The organism is Bdellovibrio bacteriovorus HD100 (assembly GCF_000196175.1).
GTDB lineage: Bacteria > Bdellovibrionota > Bdellovibrionia > Bdellovibrionales > Bdellovibrionaceae > Bdellovibrio > Bdellovibrio bacteriovorus.
In genome coordinates, this window is record NC_005363.1 from 2,152,506 (window position 1) to 2,167,509 (window position 15,004).

11 protein-coding genes and 1 tRNA gene are annotated in these 15,004 nt (G+C 50.5%); 6 read left to right on the forward strand and 6 right to left on the reverse strand.

Annotation, left to right across the window (positions count from 1 at the left end; genetic code table 11):
• Positions 1-35 precede the first annotated feature (35 nt).
• On the reverse strand, positions 36-785 hold the full coding sequence (gene tsaA / locus BD_RS10315; protein ID WP_011164688.1) for a tRNA (N6-threonylcarbamoyladenosine(37)-N6)-methyltransferase TrmO: 750 nt from the start codon (positions 783-785) through the stop codon (positions 36-38).
• On the reverse strand, positions 785-3,955 hold the full coding sequence (gene ileS, locus BD_RS10320) for an isoleucine--tRNA ligase (protein ID WP_011164689.1): 3,171 nt from the start codon (positions 3,953-3,955) through the stop codon (positions 785-787). The genes tsaA and ileS overlap by 1 nt, the downstream gene beginning before the upstream one ends.
• 220 nt (positions 3,956-4,175) lie before the next feature.
• Between ileS and BD_RS10325 the strand changes: the two genes are divergently transcribed.
• Positions 4,176-4,895, forward strand: a complete 720-nt coding sequence (locus tag BD_RS10325; RefSeq protein WP_011164690.1) for a hypothetical protein — start codon at positions 4,176-4,178, stop codon at positions 4,893-4,895.
• 30 nt (positions 4,896-4,925) lie between these two features.
• On the opposite strand, the gene BD_RS10330 is transcribed toward BD_RS10325, so the two are convergent.
• Both BD_RS10330 and BD_RS10335 read right to left on the reverse strand, forming a co-directional pair.
• Entirely contained in the window at positions 4,926-5,615 is a 690-nt protein-coding gene (locus tag BD_RS10330) for a carbonic anhydrase (protein ID WP_041583558.1), read from the reverse strand.
• A 111-nt stretch (positions 5,616-5,726) separates the two neighbouring features.
• The gene (locus BD_RS10335) at positions 5,727-5,996 is read right to left on the reverse strand and encodes a hypothetical protein (RefSeq protein WP_157865691.1); all 270 of its coding nucleotides are present in this window, start codon (positions 5,994-5,996) and stop codon (positions 5,727-5,729) included.
• 430 nt (positions 5,997-6,426) lie between these two features.
• Here BD_RS10335 and BD_RS10340 point away from each other — a divergent pair, with 430 nt between their 5' ends.
• Positions 6,427-6,921, forward strand: coding sequence for a Type 1 glutamine amidotransferase-like domain-containing protein (locus BD_RS10340; protein ID WP_050792918.1), 495 nt, complete (start codon positions 6,427-6,429; stop codon positions 6,919-6,921).
• A gap of 197 nt (positions 6,922-7,118) precedes the next feature.
• Here the strand turns inward: BD_RS10340 and BD_RS10345 are convergent.
• Positions 7,119-7,201, reverse strand: a tRNA-Leu gene (locus BD_RS10345).
• A 560-nt stretch (positions 7,202-7,761) separates the two neighbouring features.
• Between BD_RS10345 and BD_RS10350 the strand changes: the two genes are divergently transcribed.
• The 4 genes from BD_RS10350 (at position 7,762) to BD_RS10365 (ending at position 12,689) form a co-directional block, all read left to right on the forward strand.
• A complete protein-coding gene (locus BD_RS10350; RefSeq protein WP_011164695.1) occupies positions 7,762-8,898 on the forward strand; it encodes a carboxylate-amine ligase in 1,137 nt (378 codons plus the stop codon).
• A 29-nt stretch (positions 8,899-8,927) separates the two neighbouring features.
• Positions 8,928-10,100: a hypothetical protein gene (locus BD_RS10355; protein WP_011164696.1), complete on the forward strand. Its 1,173-nt coding sequence runs from the start codon at positions 8,928-8,930 to the stop codon at positions 10,098-10,100.
• A 118-nt stretch (positions 10,101-10,218) separates the two neighbouring features.
• Positions 10,219-11,229, forward strand: coding sequence for a gamma-glutamyl-gamma-aminobutyrate hydrolase family protein (locus BD_RS10360; RefSeq protein WP_157865693.1), 1,011 nt, complete (start codon positions 10,219-10,221; stop codon positions 11,227-11,229).
• 56 nt (positions 11,230-11,285) lie between these two features.
• Positions 11,286-12,689 (forward strand): aldehyde dehydrogenase family protein, encoded by a 1,404-nt coding sequence (locus tag BD_RS10365; protein ID WP_011164698.1) that lies wholly within the window; start codon positions 11,286-11,288, stop codon positions 12,687-12,689.
• Positions 12,690-12,694: 5 nt separating this feature from the next.
• Here the strand turns inward: BD_RS10365 and BD_RS10370 are convergent, their stop codons facing one another.
• Positions 12,695-14,914, reverse strand: coding sequence for a cation:proton antiporter domain-containing protein (locus BD_RS10370; RefSeq protein ID WP_011164699.1), 2,220 nt, complete (start codon positions 14,912-14,914; stop codon positions 12,695-12,697).
• Between the last annotated feature and the right edge of the window lie 90 nt (positions 14,915-15,004).

A 15,004-nucleotide genomic window follows, 5' to 3' on the forward strand; every position in this document is an offset into this window, starting at 1 on the left:
TTAAGCAGTGCGCAAAAGCCCCATCACTGGGGCTTTTACTTTTTCAGATCCTGAATGTCATAGACATAAAGCCCCGACTCGCGAAGTTCATACTTCACATCATTTCCCAGAACATCAATGCCATATCGCTGTCCCCACGATGCCGAGTCGGTCACCGGGTTTTGACGTTTTTGGAACGCGGGACGAGGATCAAGCTCCATCACATCCACAATCAAAGCACGCAAATTCTGCGCTCCTTGAGGATCACGTTTTAGAATTTCATTTTCAGCTTCATCCGAAAAAATAACCGGATAACGAGGAATAGGTGCAGACGCCCAGCCCGCGCTGGCATGAGGAATTGAATCTGCATAAGCGATGTAGGGTTTGATATCCAGCACCGGCGTGCCATCCACAAGATCCACACCACCGATATGAATCTCAGGGCCACCTTCGGCATCAAAATCAATCTTTTCAACTACGACCGCCGAAAGCCCGATCGGATTCGGGCGGTGCGGAGAACGCGAAGCCAGAACACCGACTTTGCGGTTGCCCCCCAATCGTGGCGGACGAATGCTGGGTTTCCAGCCCTTGCCACCATGATCATGAAAGACAAAGACAATCCAGATATGAGTGAATTCTTCCAGCGAACGCAGAGCGGTTTTCAAATCCGGATCGGGGTTGATTTTAATCACCCCTTTGGCCTGCGCCGCAAGCCCGGGCTGGCGCGGAACTCCGAATCTGTCTTTGAACGGAGTTCGCACCACACCTATTGCCGAAAATTCAAAAGCATCTCCCAGCTGTTTCATTATCTTGGCAGGTTGGTCACGCCGATTTTGATCACCTGACCGTCAATGTCTGATGTTTCGGTGTGTTTGCCGTTAGGCTCTGCCGTCAACGCCAGGATGTTCAGGTTTTTCGTCAGCGTCTCGCCCGTAATCATGTCCTTGTGGGCATTCAATGCATCCAGCAAAGCACCGTCACACGCGATTTCCAAAGTGATCTTGTCATCCATCTGGAAGTCCGCCGTTTTACGGGCGACCTGGATCTTACGCATGATTTCTCGAGCAAGACCTTCACGTTCCTGCTCTGGAGTCACGGTCGGATCCACCTCGATGGATACGATCTGATGAACGGACAAATTCGCATTGTCACCTTTAGGTGCACGACGGATTTCCACATCAGACAGACTGATCTCTTCACCTTCGATAACAACAACACCGCCGCCTTCAAGCTTCAGGATGTTTTCCAGGGACATGGACATGATGCCCGCGCCCACAGCTTTCATCTTAGGTCCCAGACGTTTACCCAACACCGGGAAGTTCGCCTTGGCCGTCACCTGAACGAATTGATCTTCATTCGGGTTGTAGACAACTTTGCGGAAGTTCAGTTCGTCCACGAAGAACGGTTCGAACTTTTTCAACGTTTCCAGAAGTTCTGCACTTCTGTGGATGATCTTGATTTCATTCAGCGGGATTTTTGCTTTCACGCCGATTTTTTCACGGTGATTACGACCCAGGGTCACCAACGTATCCATGGCTTTCACGGCTTCTTCCAGCTCAGGACGAAGCATGGAAAGATCTGCCGTCGGGAAGGATTCCAAATGAACAGAATCTTTCTTGTCTTTCAGAACCTGCGCCAGATTCTTGTAAGTCACTTCAGACATGAACGGAGCAAACGGCGCCATCAAACGTGACAAGGTCACCAGAACCTCGTGCAAAGTCTCGTAAGCATAGCGTTTGGTTTCCGGCATGCCGTCTTGCCAGAACAAGCTGCGGTTGAAGCGGATGTACGTGTTGGTCAGGTCCTCAATGAACTGAAGCAAGTGAGGCACAACGTTGTACAGACGATAGGCGTCCATTTCCTTGTGCGTGTTTGCAATCAGACCGTTCAGACGGGACAAAACCCACTGGTCCAGAATGTTCGGTGACTTCTTCGCATCGCCCTTTGGAACAAAGCCATCGATATTGGCATAGTTCGCAAAGAAGGAATAAGAGTTCCACCATCTTAGCAGAATCTTACGAACGATGTCGTAAACGCCTTTTTCAGAGAACTTCAGTTCCTGGGCTTTCACCACCGGAGAATCGATCAGGTACAAACGCAAAGCGTCCGCACCGTGCTGATTCAACACTTCCATTGGATCCGGATAGTTTTTCAAGGACTTGGACATCTTGCGACCGTCTTCAGCCAGAACCAAACCGTTCACCACCACGTTTTTAAACGGAGCCTGATTGAACAACGCCGTTCCGATGATGGAAAGCGTGTAGAACCAACCGCGCGTCTGATCCAGACCTTCCGCGATGAAGTCTGCTGGGAAGGCTTTCTTGAAGTCTTCCACAGACGTTTCAGGATAACCCCACTGCGCATAAGGCATGGAGCCGGATTCAAACCAGCAATCCAATACGCCATCCACACGCTTCAACGGCGACTTGCCCGTTGGAGATGGAATGGTGATTTTATCCACGAATTCGATGTGCAAATCGTCGACCTTCTGGCCGGATAGTTTCTCTAGTTCGGCACGGGAACCGATACACATCACTTCGCCTTCAGCATTTCGCCAGATTGGCAGTGGTGTCCCCCAGAAACGGTTGCGCGAAATCGCCCAGTCACGAGCACCCTCCAGCCAGTTGCCGAAGCGGCCATCACGCAGATGATCCGGAACCCAGGAAGTCTGTTTGTTGTTTGCAATCAGCTCTTCTTTGATTTTTTCAACGGCCACAAACCATGAAGACACCGCACGATAAATCAGTGGCGTGTCGGAACGATAACAGAACGGGTAACTATGCTGAATAGTGTCTTGCTTAAACAGGTTCCCGCGTTTTTTAAGATCCGCGATGATGTCCTTGTCGGCTTCCTTCACGCGTTTTCCAGCGTAGTCAGGCACTTCCATTGTGAACATACCGTCGTCATCCACCGGATTGACCATCGGGATGCCGGCTTTCGCACAAGCATAGTAATCTTCTTCACCGAACGCAGGCGCCATGTGCACCACACCCGTACCACTTTCAGTGGTCACGTGATCAGAAGAGATAATGCGGAACGCGCCTTTGTCAGCGCGATCGCCGAAGTAAGGGAACAAAGGTTCGTAAGTCAGACCCACCAGCTCTGTGCCCTTCATCATCTGAAGAACTTCCACTTCCTCATCCGCTTTTTTGAAGACAGAAGAAAGCAAAGCCTGCGCCATGATCAGCTTGCGGCCCGTGGCTTTTTCTTGAACCTTGACGTATTCGATGTCATTGCCAACCGCCAACGCCAGGTTGGAAGGCAATGTCCAAGGAGTCGTCGTCCACGCCATGATCGCCGTGTCGGGCTGATTCACCAACTTGAACATCACCGTGATCGCCGGATCCTGAACCATTTTGTAGTTCTGATTGGCTTCAAAGTTTGAAAGCGATGTCGAGATCCCTACAGAGTAAGGAACGACTTTGTAGCCCTCATAGATCAGGCCTTTATTGAAGAGCTGCTGGAACACCCACCACACGGACTGCATGAAAGACACGTCCATTGTGAAGTACGGATTTTCCATATCCACCCAGCGCCCCACACGGCGAACCGTGGTTTTCCATTCAGTGGAGTAACGTTTTACAATCGAACGACAGGCGTCGTTGTAATTGGCGACACCCATCTTGAAAACGTCTTTGCGACTTTCAATTTTATGAGTCTTGTTGATTTCATACTCGACCGGAAGACCGTGACAATCCCAGCCAAAACGACGAGGTACAGTGTAGCCCTTCATCGTCCAGTAACGAGGAACAACGTCCTTCAACACACCCGCCAGCAAGTGACCATAGTGCGGAAGACCGGTTGCAAACGGAGGACCGTCATAGAAGCTGTAGGTTTTTTTGCCTTCAGGATTCAATGATTGCGCAAAAATTTTCTCCTGATCCCAGAAGTCCAAAATGGTCTCTTCCTGCTTGGCAAGATTCACATCTGGTTTTACGGCTGAATACGGTGTCGAACGTGTGTTTGCATTTGTCATAGGTCCTTAATAACTATCAGGTTTTCAAGGAACTTGCACGCCTAGAAGCCCGCTTTCCGGGACCAGCTTGCAGTTTTGGCAATGCGTCAGCCGCGGGCTCCCCGGTCGCCGCCAAAACTGACACTTCACGGTGCTTGTTTAGAGGATGAACAGGGTCCTTTTCGCTGGGACTGCATTATTTGAATCTGGCCATGGAACGGATTCTGCTAGTTAAAGCCCGATGACTAAGCTGGTTTTCCTGACTCTTATTCTGATTTCCACAGTGGCGTTCGGTAAATCCGAGCAGGCCACCTATAGCGATTTACGCCCCCGCCTGCTTTTACAGGCCACCGCCGACCTGTCCCAGGTGGTCACCCAGCCCGAACTTCTGCAACCACCAGAAAAAACCGTCGATATGGCCCTGACTGAATACGACCAGTCTCCCATCCGCAAAGGCCGCTTGTATCGCGTTAGTTACGTTCACTCTTTTGATTCCTATGGCCTGAAAGACCACAAGAAAGTCGACACCGTTTACACGCTGTCCTTGGTGGAGCTGGGTAAAAACCTGCAACCCACCGGAGTCACTTATTTTGTGGGAGCCAAGGCGGACCCTGAATCTGTGATTGGTAATTTCAATAAGATCCCCGACCAGCTTTACAGAAGCCCGACCCTGCAAACCGGGCGCGCAGCCGTGCGAGATCACGTGGTGAATTCAGCATCGGTGATCCTTAATGGCAGAACCATTGCGGCCTACAACAAGTTTGAAGTCATCGCCATCAGCAAAGAGTACATCCCCTTCACTCTGGCCTTCAAATACACGCTGAAACTGCGTGAAGTCAGAACCAAGAACATTTACACGCTGGCGGCGCCAGAGCGCCAAAAGCTTCCACTGTGGGCACACCTAGTGGCCCCAGGGAACGAGCGCGTGATCAAGTTCCCAGGTGGCGAGCTTCACTACTAGCGCGAAGCCTACTGATTTTCTTTTGAAATTTTAAGGCAAATTCGTGGCGCGAAGACCGTTCAGGGTGACTTCATCAAATACGTGAGTGGCGTCGTTGTAGTTCCACAGGTGACCGTTTTCCAGGTCGAAGTAAACCCCGAAAAGCTCCAGTCCGCGGTTTTTGATCGCATCCTGAATGAACGGGAACGAACGTAGATTCTGCAAAGAAATCACGATGGATTCTTTTTCACAATCGCGGCAATGCGTGTCCAGATCCCCATGTGGATCTTTCTCAAGAACCTTCAGCTTCGCTGTTTCGGCGATGGTCATCCACTGCGCCACAAAGCCGCCCTTAAGGACGTTTTCAGGCTGGAACAGGGAGCGGATACCACCGCACTGACGGTGCCCCAGAACCACGATGTTTTCGACTTTCAAATTGGCCACGGCAAATTCGATTGCGGCACTGACCCCGTGGAAACCCATATTGGATTCATACGGTGGCACCAGATTGGCGACGTTGCGAACCACAAACATTTCACCCGGAGAAGAAGAGAACAAAATAGCCGGATCAACACGGGAATCGCTGCAGGCAATCATCAATGTCTTTGGACTTTGACCGATGCTGGAAAGGTGTTCGTACAGGTGAGAATCCTGATTGTTAAAGAATCGCTGCTGAAAGCGATGAAAACCAACAACCATCTTCAGAATTTCTTTTTTAAGAGTGCGTTCCTGTAAAGCCATGGGATTTCTGTACCACCGGATTGGACAGGCGAAAAGAATTTTATACATTCTACATCAAAGAAAACCCGGCCCACCTAACCAGTTGCGTCGCATGCGTCCAAGCACTCGAAATCACGTCGACTCCTGCTTATTTTTTAGGGTCCGTCGCACCGCCTGACAGAGCGACCGGATGGCATAGGCCTTAAAGTCATCGGCCGGATCGCAGGCGTCTTCGAACACGACTTCGATGCTCTCCAGATAGTTGCAGATTTCCTTCATCGAAGGGTCCTCTTCCGCCCGGGATAAAAGGGTGTCAGAAATGGACAATGCATGCCACCAGCGCTCCCAGTTTTCGACCTTGCTGGATTCTGTTGTCAGCACTTCTTCTTTTTTCATATTCATCCGATTCCCATAAAACAAAGGCAACCGCCCTGCTTCAAATTAAAGAAGCAGAACTCCATCCATAATTTTTTCCGATTTGACCAAGAAGCGGAAGAAAGGCGAGCCCAGCTCAAGCCTTTCTTCGCAAAACTACTCTGAGACAGAAAAACTAATTACAAACATAGGCTGACAGTATCACAGACCCGAAAAAAAGTCCACACTCCTACAGTGCAACTTCGAGAGGTGAAAATTCATCGACAAATTCATGTTCACGCGCCGGCAGTAGTGCTACATTTTTCAGATGAAGTTATTCTTATCTTCCTACCAAATCGGAAATGCGCCAGAAAAACTGACTGAACTTATCGGTTCAAATAAGAGGGCCGCACTTATCATGAATGCGACCGATCCTTTTGGGAACGAACAAAGACCGGACTATGTATAAAAATACAAAATGGCCTTCGCAGAGCTTGGAATCGAAATGGAAGAACTGGATCTGCGAAACTACTTTAATGCAAAAGCCGATCTGCAATCTGCTTTATCTAATTATGGATTGATGTGGGCCGCAGGCGGAAATACATTTGCCCTACGATGGGCGATGAACAAATCCGGTCTCGACACACTCCTCCCGAATTTATTACAGACATCGGATCTGGTATATGGTGGATTCAGTGCTGGCGCCTGCGTCTTAAGCCCGACAATCAAGGGAATTCATCTAGCCGACGAACCAGAAAAAATCCCCGCAACCGAACTACGATGGGAAGGCCTCGGGCTCATTGATTTTTGCATAGCCCCACACTATCGTTCCAACCACCCAGAATCCCCAGCAATGGAAAACGTCATAGCCTACTACAAAACCCACAACATCAAATACAAAACCCTCCACGACGGCGAAGCCATTCGCATCAACCAAGGAAAAACAGAACTCGTAGGACACCCAACCCCCTGAGCTTCCACCCACGCAGTGAACGGCCCTCTGCGCGCAGCGCTCTTTGGGGCTCTTGCCCTCATTGGCAAGTTCCGCAGGCCTTTGCAGTAAACTGAACCACCCAAAGACGCCGACGAACCCAAAAGCGACCTAAACAAGTAAAATAAAGAAAAGAGCGAGGACTGTCCGAAGCCAAGGAGGACAAGAGCCCCAAAGAGTGGTGCGCGGAGAGGGACTTGAACCCTCACGCTTGCGCATACGCCCCTCAAACGTACGTGTCTACCAATTCCACCATCCGCGCGCACCTATAAGAAATTCTGATAGAGGGAACAACTAATTAACCATTTTGACCCCTCAGAGTCAATAGGATGCCCTTTGAGCCCCGGCCAGTAACTAGACCTTTTTTTGCCCACAAATTTAGCAAAAAAGATTAACCCCAACCCCACCCCTCCCTGTCATATCAATAAGAGCACGGACGCTCTTACAACGGAAACAAGGGGACGCTAGGATGGCACCTCAGGAATCCGAGGCCAAGGAAGGCCGCAAAAAGTAAAGGAAGGAGAGTACATGACAGACTTACAAGATGTAGCGATGTTCTGCCTCTTCTACTCGGGAGTCGTGATGTACGCTCTCTGGATAACGGTGGCACGAAGCCCCGCCCGGGTTGAAGCAAGGAAGAGACGATACTGAAACTAAAAAATTATTTTGGGCGACTCAGTGAAGGTTTGGTGGTTCCCTTCACACGAGTCCGGGGGGCCGATGAGGCCCCCCATTTTTTATTTGAGCGCACCAAGTCATAATATTCCCACATTTTCTCCATTAAAATTTGCCCCGGAGGTCATAACTCCCTAAGGTGATTTTATGACTAAGCCTCAACCCATTCCTTTTGGAAAATCGGACTTATTCTCGCTGGGTGTAGAAGTTGAGCTTCAAATCATTCACCCGGAAACCCGCAACCTCTTTCCCATCTCTCCGGATATCCTGGAAGAATGGTCCTTACAAAGCCCGCATCTGAAACCTGAAGTGTTTCAAAGTATGCTGGAAATCGACACCCCGATCTGCAAAAATGTGCAGGAAGTGGAATATGAGCTGCTGCTGACCAGCCGCGAGCTTTTGCGTATCTGTAAAAAACACGGAGCCCGCCTGGCCTCCAACGGCACCCACCCGTTCGCGAAGTGGCATCATCGTATATTTTACCCATCGGATCGCTATGAGTATCTGCTGGAGCGCAACCAACACATCGCGCGCCGCCTGATGATTTACGGTCTGCATGTGCATCTGGGAATGAAAGATGGTGATCACTGCATCGCCATGATGAATGAATTCCTGTACTATCTGCCGCACATGCTGGCAATGTCGGCAAGCTCCCCGTTCTGGACCGGGCATGACACCGGCCTGGCCTCATCACGCATCACCGTGTTTGAAGCACATCCAGCCGGAGGCACCCCGTGCCGAGTCGAAAACTGGGCTCAATTTGAAGACATCGTTCAAAAACTGACCCGCAGTAACTCCATCGGAAGTTTCAAAGATATCTGGTGGGACATCCGTCCAAGCCCGAACTATGGAACTTTGGAAATCCGCATCTGTGACGGCGTTCCGGGCATCCGTAAGACCACGCGCCTGGTGGCGTTCATTCATCTGTTGGCGAAACATCTGCAAAAACGTCTGGAACAGGGGATTCGCCGCCAGACGCCGGATGACTGGATGGTGCGCGAAAACAAATGGCGCGCTTCCCGCCATGGCCTGGATTGCGAAGTGCTGATTGATAACGACGGCATGACAAAAAATCTGCGCGAAGACATCAAAGATCTGTTGGCTGCGATGAAAGAGGATGCCGCCGAGATGGGCTACACAGAATATCTAAAACAACTGGTGGAAGAGGATCTGACCCATCCTTCCTATGAAATCCAGCGCGCGCTCTTTGAAAAAACGGGATCGCTCGAGCACGTCGTCGACTCACTTTGCGACGTCTTTGAAAAGGATCTCGACGTCGTCTGATGGCAGGACCCTTGCTTTGTTAAGACATCATGCAAGGGTTCTTTTTCAAAACCTTTATAAAGCTGTTTAAAACCGCCTTTGTCACATTCGTGGTCAGCCTGTTGCCGTTCTTCGCTGCTGCAGAGAACTTCGACACCTGCATGGACCACGCCCTGAAAAGCTCTTTCCCGCGCATTGCCGTGGGGGAAAAGTCGCGTCTCTTTGTGAGATGCTCCACTGAAAAAAGCCAGCCCGAGGCCGGGCAGCCACGCCCGCGCTATACAACCTCTGAAATCAAAGCCCTCAGCCAGGCCTTTGAAAACATCACGGACTGCCTGGAGATTGATCCTCAGTGGCTGTTTCCGAAGCTGATGATGGAAAGCGGTTTTCATGTGCAGATTCAGAATCCCAATGGGGATGCCGGCATCGGTCAACTGACCGGAAAAGCCATCGCCGATGTGGATCAGGTGTTGCCCGGGTATAAAGAACAGATCTTTAAAAGCAGCAAAAAATCCTGCCAGTGGATCAAATCCCGCACCCAGTACCGTGGCGCCAGCTTCTGGCGTCCGCTGCTGAAAGAAAGCAAATGCTCTTTGATGTCGAAGAATTCAAATCCGGTGAAGAACCTGCTTTATGCGGGGATCTTCCACAAAATGAACGAAAGATACGTCGACAACGAATTCGCCAAACGCAACATCCCCGCTTTGCTGCGTGAAGCGGGCTATCCTCGCCAGGACTATGTCCAGCTCAAACGCATTCTGATCACTCTGGGATATAACACCGGAGGCGCCGTAGCGGTAAAGAATCTGCAGGATTATCTGTTCAGCCGTATTGATTTCATTCGTCGTAAAAGCCAGGAATTCAACATTCAGCTGCTGGGAAGCCTGACAGCAGAAGACCGCGCCCAGGCGCTGTCTTACGTGCAGGCCAAAGACTTTGACTTCAAAAAAGGCCTGGGAGAATTCCAAAAACACAAAAACAGTCTGAAACAACAACTGCGTGAACAAAACCGCCAGCTGAGCGATGAACAAGTCGATGTGGCAGTTTCCCGCGTCTTAAGAAACGTGTCGGCGTCAATGTACAGCTTCCCCGAATGGCTGCAAGTGTGGCAAAGTCACGGCGGGCCCGGATATGTTTCAAGTCTTGCCCAAACGGCCGTGCACCTTGAAAAGCGCTTTGGTCGCACATGTTCAAATCCCGACAACTATCGCGTGATTGAATAACGAAATTGGGCGCTGTCTCACTCTGAAACGCTCGGTCCAACACAGAATCAACCATAACAAAGCTCAGCCCCACAAAGCAGGCATCGCTTTTGAATAGAACTCTGCTATGGGATACAGCATGTGGATTCTATTATTGGTTCTAAGTTTTGCCAGATTCGCCTGGGCTACGGGTGATCTGGTTCGTCTTTATGAGTGGAGTCCGGGAAACACCCTGGCGCCCATCATCCTTCCGGTGAAGTCCGGCGAAACACCACAACAGGCCGCCACCCGCTATATGCGCGAGCTGCAAAGACAACCCGAACTGATGGAGCTTTTCGAAGGCAGAACTCCAGACTTGGCTTTGTCAGGCTTTAAACCATTGAATGAAAACTCCCGCGAATCGCGTGCACTCTTAATTGCCAATCTTCCCAAGGATTACGGCATGAATTCCCAGCGCGTGATCAACTTCAAAAAAATCTTTTCGCAAAGCCGCCAAAGTTCATTCATTCTGCCCATGAACGCCAATCTGGGACTGAGCCTTGAAGAAACCCGCGATCTGTTCAAACAAATCTCGGAAAAATTCCCATTCATGGTGGCCATGGGTGGTGATGACGTTGAGCCGACTCTTTATAAAAAACAAAACACTCACTCCCGCAACACCATCCCGACGCGTGATCAGTTCGAGATTCAACTGATCAAGTCTTATGTTGCACAAGAAAAAGGCTTTCTTCTGGGCGTCTGCCGTGGTTCGCAGATTTCAGCGGTGGCCTTGGGTTATCAACTGATGCAGGATGTGCCATTCCATGTGGGTGAGAAAGTCAGCCACGGCAATGACTGGCATGAAATTCAGGTGCATAAAACCAAACACAACCTGCTGGGATCCCTGGTGCCGAACGCCGAGGGAAAACTCGTGGTGAACTCCCTGCACCACCAGGCCGTGATCTATAAAGAAAATGGCCCGCTGCAATTGGCAGCACAAGGGCACGATGGTGTGACCGAAGCGACAGAGTTCAAAAATGGCCGTGGACTTTTACTGCAGTTCCACCCGGAACTGATGGGCAACGAACTGGGCTCAAAGATACTGTGGCGTATCGTGCAACAAAAAAATGTTGTCATGCCGTCTCGCTGCTCCAAGATCTTTGCGTTGTAACAGGGCCGCCTGCACTTAGAGATTGCCTCCTGCGGCCAGTGTTCTAACATAAAGACATGCTGGAACGGATCTTTCTTCATCAAAAACAGTTTGCACTTAAACTTCGTGGCGAAAGCCTGGATGTCCGCATCGAGGCGTTGGAAGCTCTTGAAAAATCCATCGAGCTGCACAAGCAGGACATCATCGACGCCCTGAAGAAAGACTTCCAAAAGCCTGAAGCCGAAACCCTGCTTTCAGAAATTTATCCGGTGTTAAAAGAAATCACCTACGCCAAAAAGAATCTTTCTCGTTGGGCGAAGGGCCGCCGCGTTCCCACTCCGCTGACATTGTTTGGAAGCAAAAGTTATATCGTCCCTGAGGCTCGTGGCGTGTGCCTTTTGATTGCGCCCTGGAACTACCCATTCCAGCTGGCCTTCTCCCCTCTGGTTTCAGCCATTGCCTCCGGGAATTGTGCCATCATGAAACCCTCTGAACAAACCCGGCACACCAGCAGTATTATTAAAAAAATCACTACCGAAGCCTTCCACCCGGATCACGTCTTTGTTGCTGAAGGCGGTCCTGAAACCACACAGGAGCTGCTAAGCTTCGCCTTTGATCATATCTTCTTCACGGGCAGCACTCGCGTGGGAAAAATTGTGATGACCGCGGCCGCAAAAAACCTTGCCAGTGTGACTCTGGAACTGGGAGGCAAATCCCCGACCATCGTGGATGCCACAGCCAATCTGGCTGAAGCCGCAGAAAAAATCGCCTGGGCAAAATTTATCAATGCCGGCCAGACCTGTGTTGCGCCGGACTATCTGTTTGTACACGAAAGTGTTCAGCACAATTTCAAAAAGCATCTGATTGCAGCTCTGGAAAAGTTTTACGGCAAGTCCGCAGAGCAGCGAAAACAATCCCCGGATTTTGCCCGCATGATTTCTTTCAATCACTCGCAGCGCCTCAAGGACCTGATTGACGAAGCTGTCAGCAAAAATGCGAAAGTCTTCTTTGGTGGCGAGTCCCAACCGGAAGAACACTACTGCGGCCCGACTCTGATTGAGGGTGTGGATCCGCACTCTCTGATCATGCAAGAAGAGATCTTTGGTCCGATTCTGCCGGTCATGACTTTCAAGGAAATCTCGGAAGTGATTCATTTTATCAATGAGCGCCCCAAACCCCTGGCCCTTTACTGCTATACACACAGTCAGATGAACATGGAAAAAATTGAAAAGGAAACCAGCTCCGGGGGCCTGGTCTATAACGACTCTGTGATTCACTTTGCGAATCCACACCTGCCCTTTGGTGGCGTCAATCACAGCGGCATGGGAAGCTATCACGGAAAACACGGCTTCCTGGAGTTCTCCCATCAAAAAGCCGTGCTAAAGCAGTCTTTCCTGGGAAAACTTCTGCGAGTGATGTACCCGCCTTATACAGAATTTAAAATGACGGCTCTGAAAAACCTGATCCGATTCAGTCTTTAGTAAATCTAAGTCAGTTGCAGGATCTTTTCGCGATCGCCCACAATCCACAGCAAATCCCCGCGCTTCAGCGTTTCGCTGGAGTCCGGGTTTAAAATACGACCACCTTCGCGCTCAATCCCGACTACTAGGCCGTGAGTGATCTCACGCAGTCCACATTCACGAATACTTTTATTCAGGAACGGTGACTCCTCGGTCAGCAGGTACTGCTCAAGGCTGTACTCGGCCTCGGGCTCTGTCAAAGCCACCTCCGGAACCTCGGACTGAATAAATCCTTTAAACAAAATTAACTGCTCATCCGTCCCGATGACAAAGACATGATCGTGAGGCATCAGGCATTCCACCCGTCCCGGTGCCGTAATACGACGGCGCCCGCGTTCAATCAGAGCGACAGTCACCCCGTACTTTTCACGAATCGAAAGCTGATGCAAAGGCACACCGACATAGGGTGCCTCTGGCGGAATCAAAAATTCTGTGATGTGCGCATCCCAAGGGGCCAGCGAACGGCTGTTCTTACGGGCGTGAACCTTTTTAACATCGTCATTCAGATTGGTTAAAAAACGTCTTTCAAACCATCCGTAAATATCCTGCAGCTTTTGCGATAAAACGTATCCCACCACCACAACCATCCACAGGGTGATTGCCACGGCCCACATCAGCGGCACAAACTGCCCTACCATCGCCCCCAGCAAACCCACCGCCAGCATGATTCGGGAAACCAGGAAGACATAGTTGTGGCTGCCCTTACCCTGCTCGACCAAAAGGGCCTCGAACTGTTTGGTGCGCCCGAAGGCCAAAGCCCACAAAAACGGCGCACTCATCACCAGGGTTGCACTCAAAGTTAAGAACTTGGCCGGCCCTTCTTCCATCTGACGCTCCAAAAGGAATGGCAGGAACACCCGGGCCATGGTCAAAAACACCGCCACAACAACGACCGCGTTCAGAAGAACTTTCAGGACATAGGCACGCACCTGCTCACGCCATTCGCGGTTTCCGGACATGGAAAACGAAAGCACACTGTAGCTGTCGATGGACTGGATAAAGCGGGCCGGTAAAATTTTTTCAAGCCACGCATAGGTCTTTTCCGCAGAGCGGGCCATATAAGGAGTCGTGAATGCCGTCAGCACCGACACCGCCACCGCAATCGGATAAATCTTTTCACTGATAACCTTAAGACTCAGACCCAAGGTCGCGATAATAAAGGAAAACTCCCCGATCTGCGCCAGACTCATCCCGGACTGCAATGAGGACTTGAAGGTCTGCCCCGACAGCACCGAACCTAAAGTGACACTTAAAGTCTTACCCACAACGACCACCGCTGAAAGCAGCAGCACTTCTTTCCAGTAAATAGAAATCACCTGTGGATCAATCAGCATCCCGACCGAGATAAAGAACACAGCCGAGAACAGATTCTTGATCGGAGCAATCAGGTGGTGAATGCGCTCCCCTTCAATGGTTTCAGCCAAAATGGAGCCCGTGATGAACGCCCCCAAAGCGGAAGAAAACCCGACGTTGCTGGCAAAGACCACCATCATCAGGCAAAGCCCCACAGCCACCACCAGCACAGTTTCTTCAGACAAAAGCTTTTGCGTGCGCTTTAAGAAACTTGGCAAAAGGAAGATCCCCGCCACAAACCAGATCGAAAGGAAGAAGGACAGCTTCAGCACCGCCCCCAGCATCTCGGTGCCCGAAAAGTCCCGGGTCAGCGCCACAGTGGTCAGCAAGACCATCAAAAGAACGGCCACTAGGTCCTCAATGACCAGAACCCCAAAGACCATCCCCACGAATTTCATATTCTTCATGCCCAGCTCTTCCACTGTGCGGATGATAATGGAGGTTGAGGAAATAGAAAGAATTCCCCCCAGGAACAAGCTGTCCATGGTGCTCCACCCCAGCAGGCGGCCGGTGGTGAAACCAAAGAGGATCATCAAAGAGACTTCAAACAACGCCGTGAAACTGGCCGATCCCCCGACGCGTAATAGTTTTTTAAAGCTGAACTCAAGCCCCAGGGCGAACAAAAGGAAGATCACACCGATTTCAGCCCACAGATTGATGCTGGCCACCCCGATCACTGTCGGGAAGATCGAGATCTTCGGCCCCACCAGAAAACCAGCGACCAGATATCCAAGAACTATGGGTTGATTGAGTTTTTTAAATAGAAGAGTAACAAGCCCCGCAGTACCAAGAATCAGGGCCAGGTCGTGAATCATCGCCGGTAAATGCTGCATAAATAAATTATGCCCACACTTCCACTCAAGGCACTAAAAAAGTACCAGGTACCTTTTTCCGAAGCAGCGCGCCAGAAAAACAAAACGGCC

Excerpts from the sequence above, each read along its gene's own strand:
- tsaA (WP_011164688.1), bottom strand. The coding sequence starts at position 785 with ATGAAACAGCTGGGAGATGCTTTTGAATTTTCGGCAATAGGTGTGGTG.
- ileS (WP_011164689.1), bottom strand. The coding sequence starts at position 3,955 with ATGACAAATGCAAACACACGTTCGACACCGTATTCAGCCGTAAAACCA.
- BD_RS10325 (WP_011164690.1), top strand. The coding sequence starts at position 4,176 with ATGACTAAGCTGGTTTTCCTGACTCTTATTCTGATTTCCACAGTGGCG.
- BD_RS10330 (WP_041583558.1), bottom strand. The coding sequence starts at position 5,615 with ATGGCTTTACAGGAACGCACTCTTAAAAAAGAAATTCTGAAGATGGTT.
- BD_RS10335 (WP_157865691.1), bottom strand. The coding sequence starts at position 5,996 with ATGAATATGAAAAAAGAAGAAGTGCTGACAACAGAATCCAGCAAGGTC.
- BD_RS10340 (WP_050792918.1), top strand. The coding sequence starts at position 6,427 with ATGGCCTTCGCAGAGCTTGGAATCGAAATGGAAGAACTGGATCTGCGA.
- BD_RS10350 (WP_011164695.1), top strand. The coding sequence starts at position 7,762 with ATGACTAAGCCTCAACCCATTCCTTTTGGAAAATCGGACTTATTCTCG.
- BD_RS10355 (WP_011164696.1), top strand. The coding sequence starts at position 8,928 with ATGCAAGGGTTCTTTTTCAAAACCTTTATAAAGCTGTTTAAAACCGCC.
- BD_RS10360 (WP_157865693.1), top strand. The coding sequence starts at position 10,219 with ATGTGGATTCTATTATTGGTTCTAAGTTTTGCCAGATTCGCCTGGGCT.
- BD_RS10365 (WP_011164698.1), top strand. The coding sequence starts at position 11,286 with ATGCTGGAACGGATCTTTCTTCATCAAAAACAGTTTGCACTTAAACTT.
- BD_RS10370 (WP_011164699.1), bottom strand. The coding sequence starts at position 14,914 with ATGCAGCATTTACCGGCGATGATTCACGACCTGGCCCTGATTCTTGGT.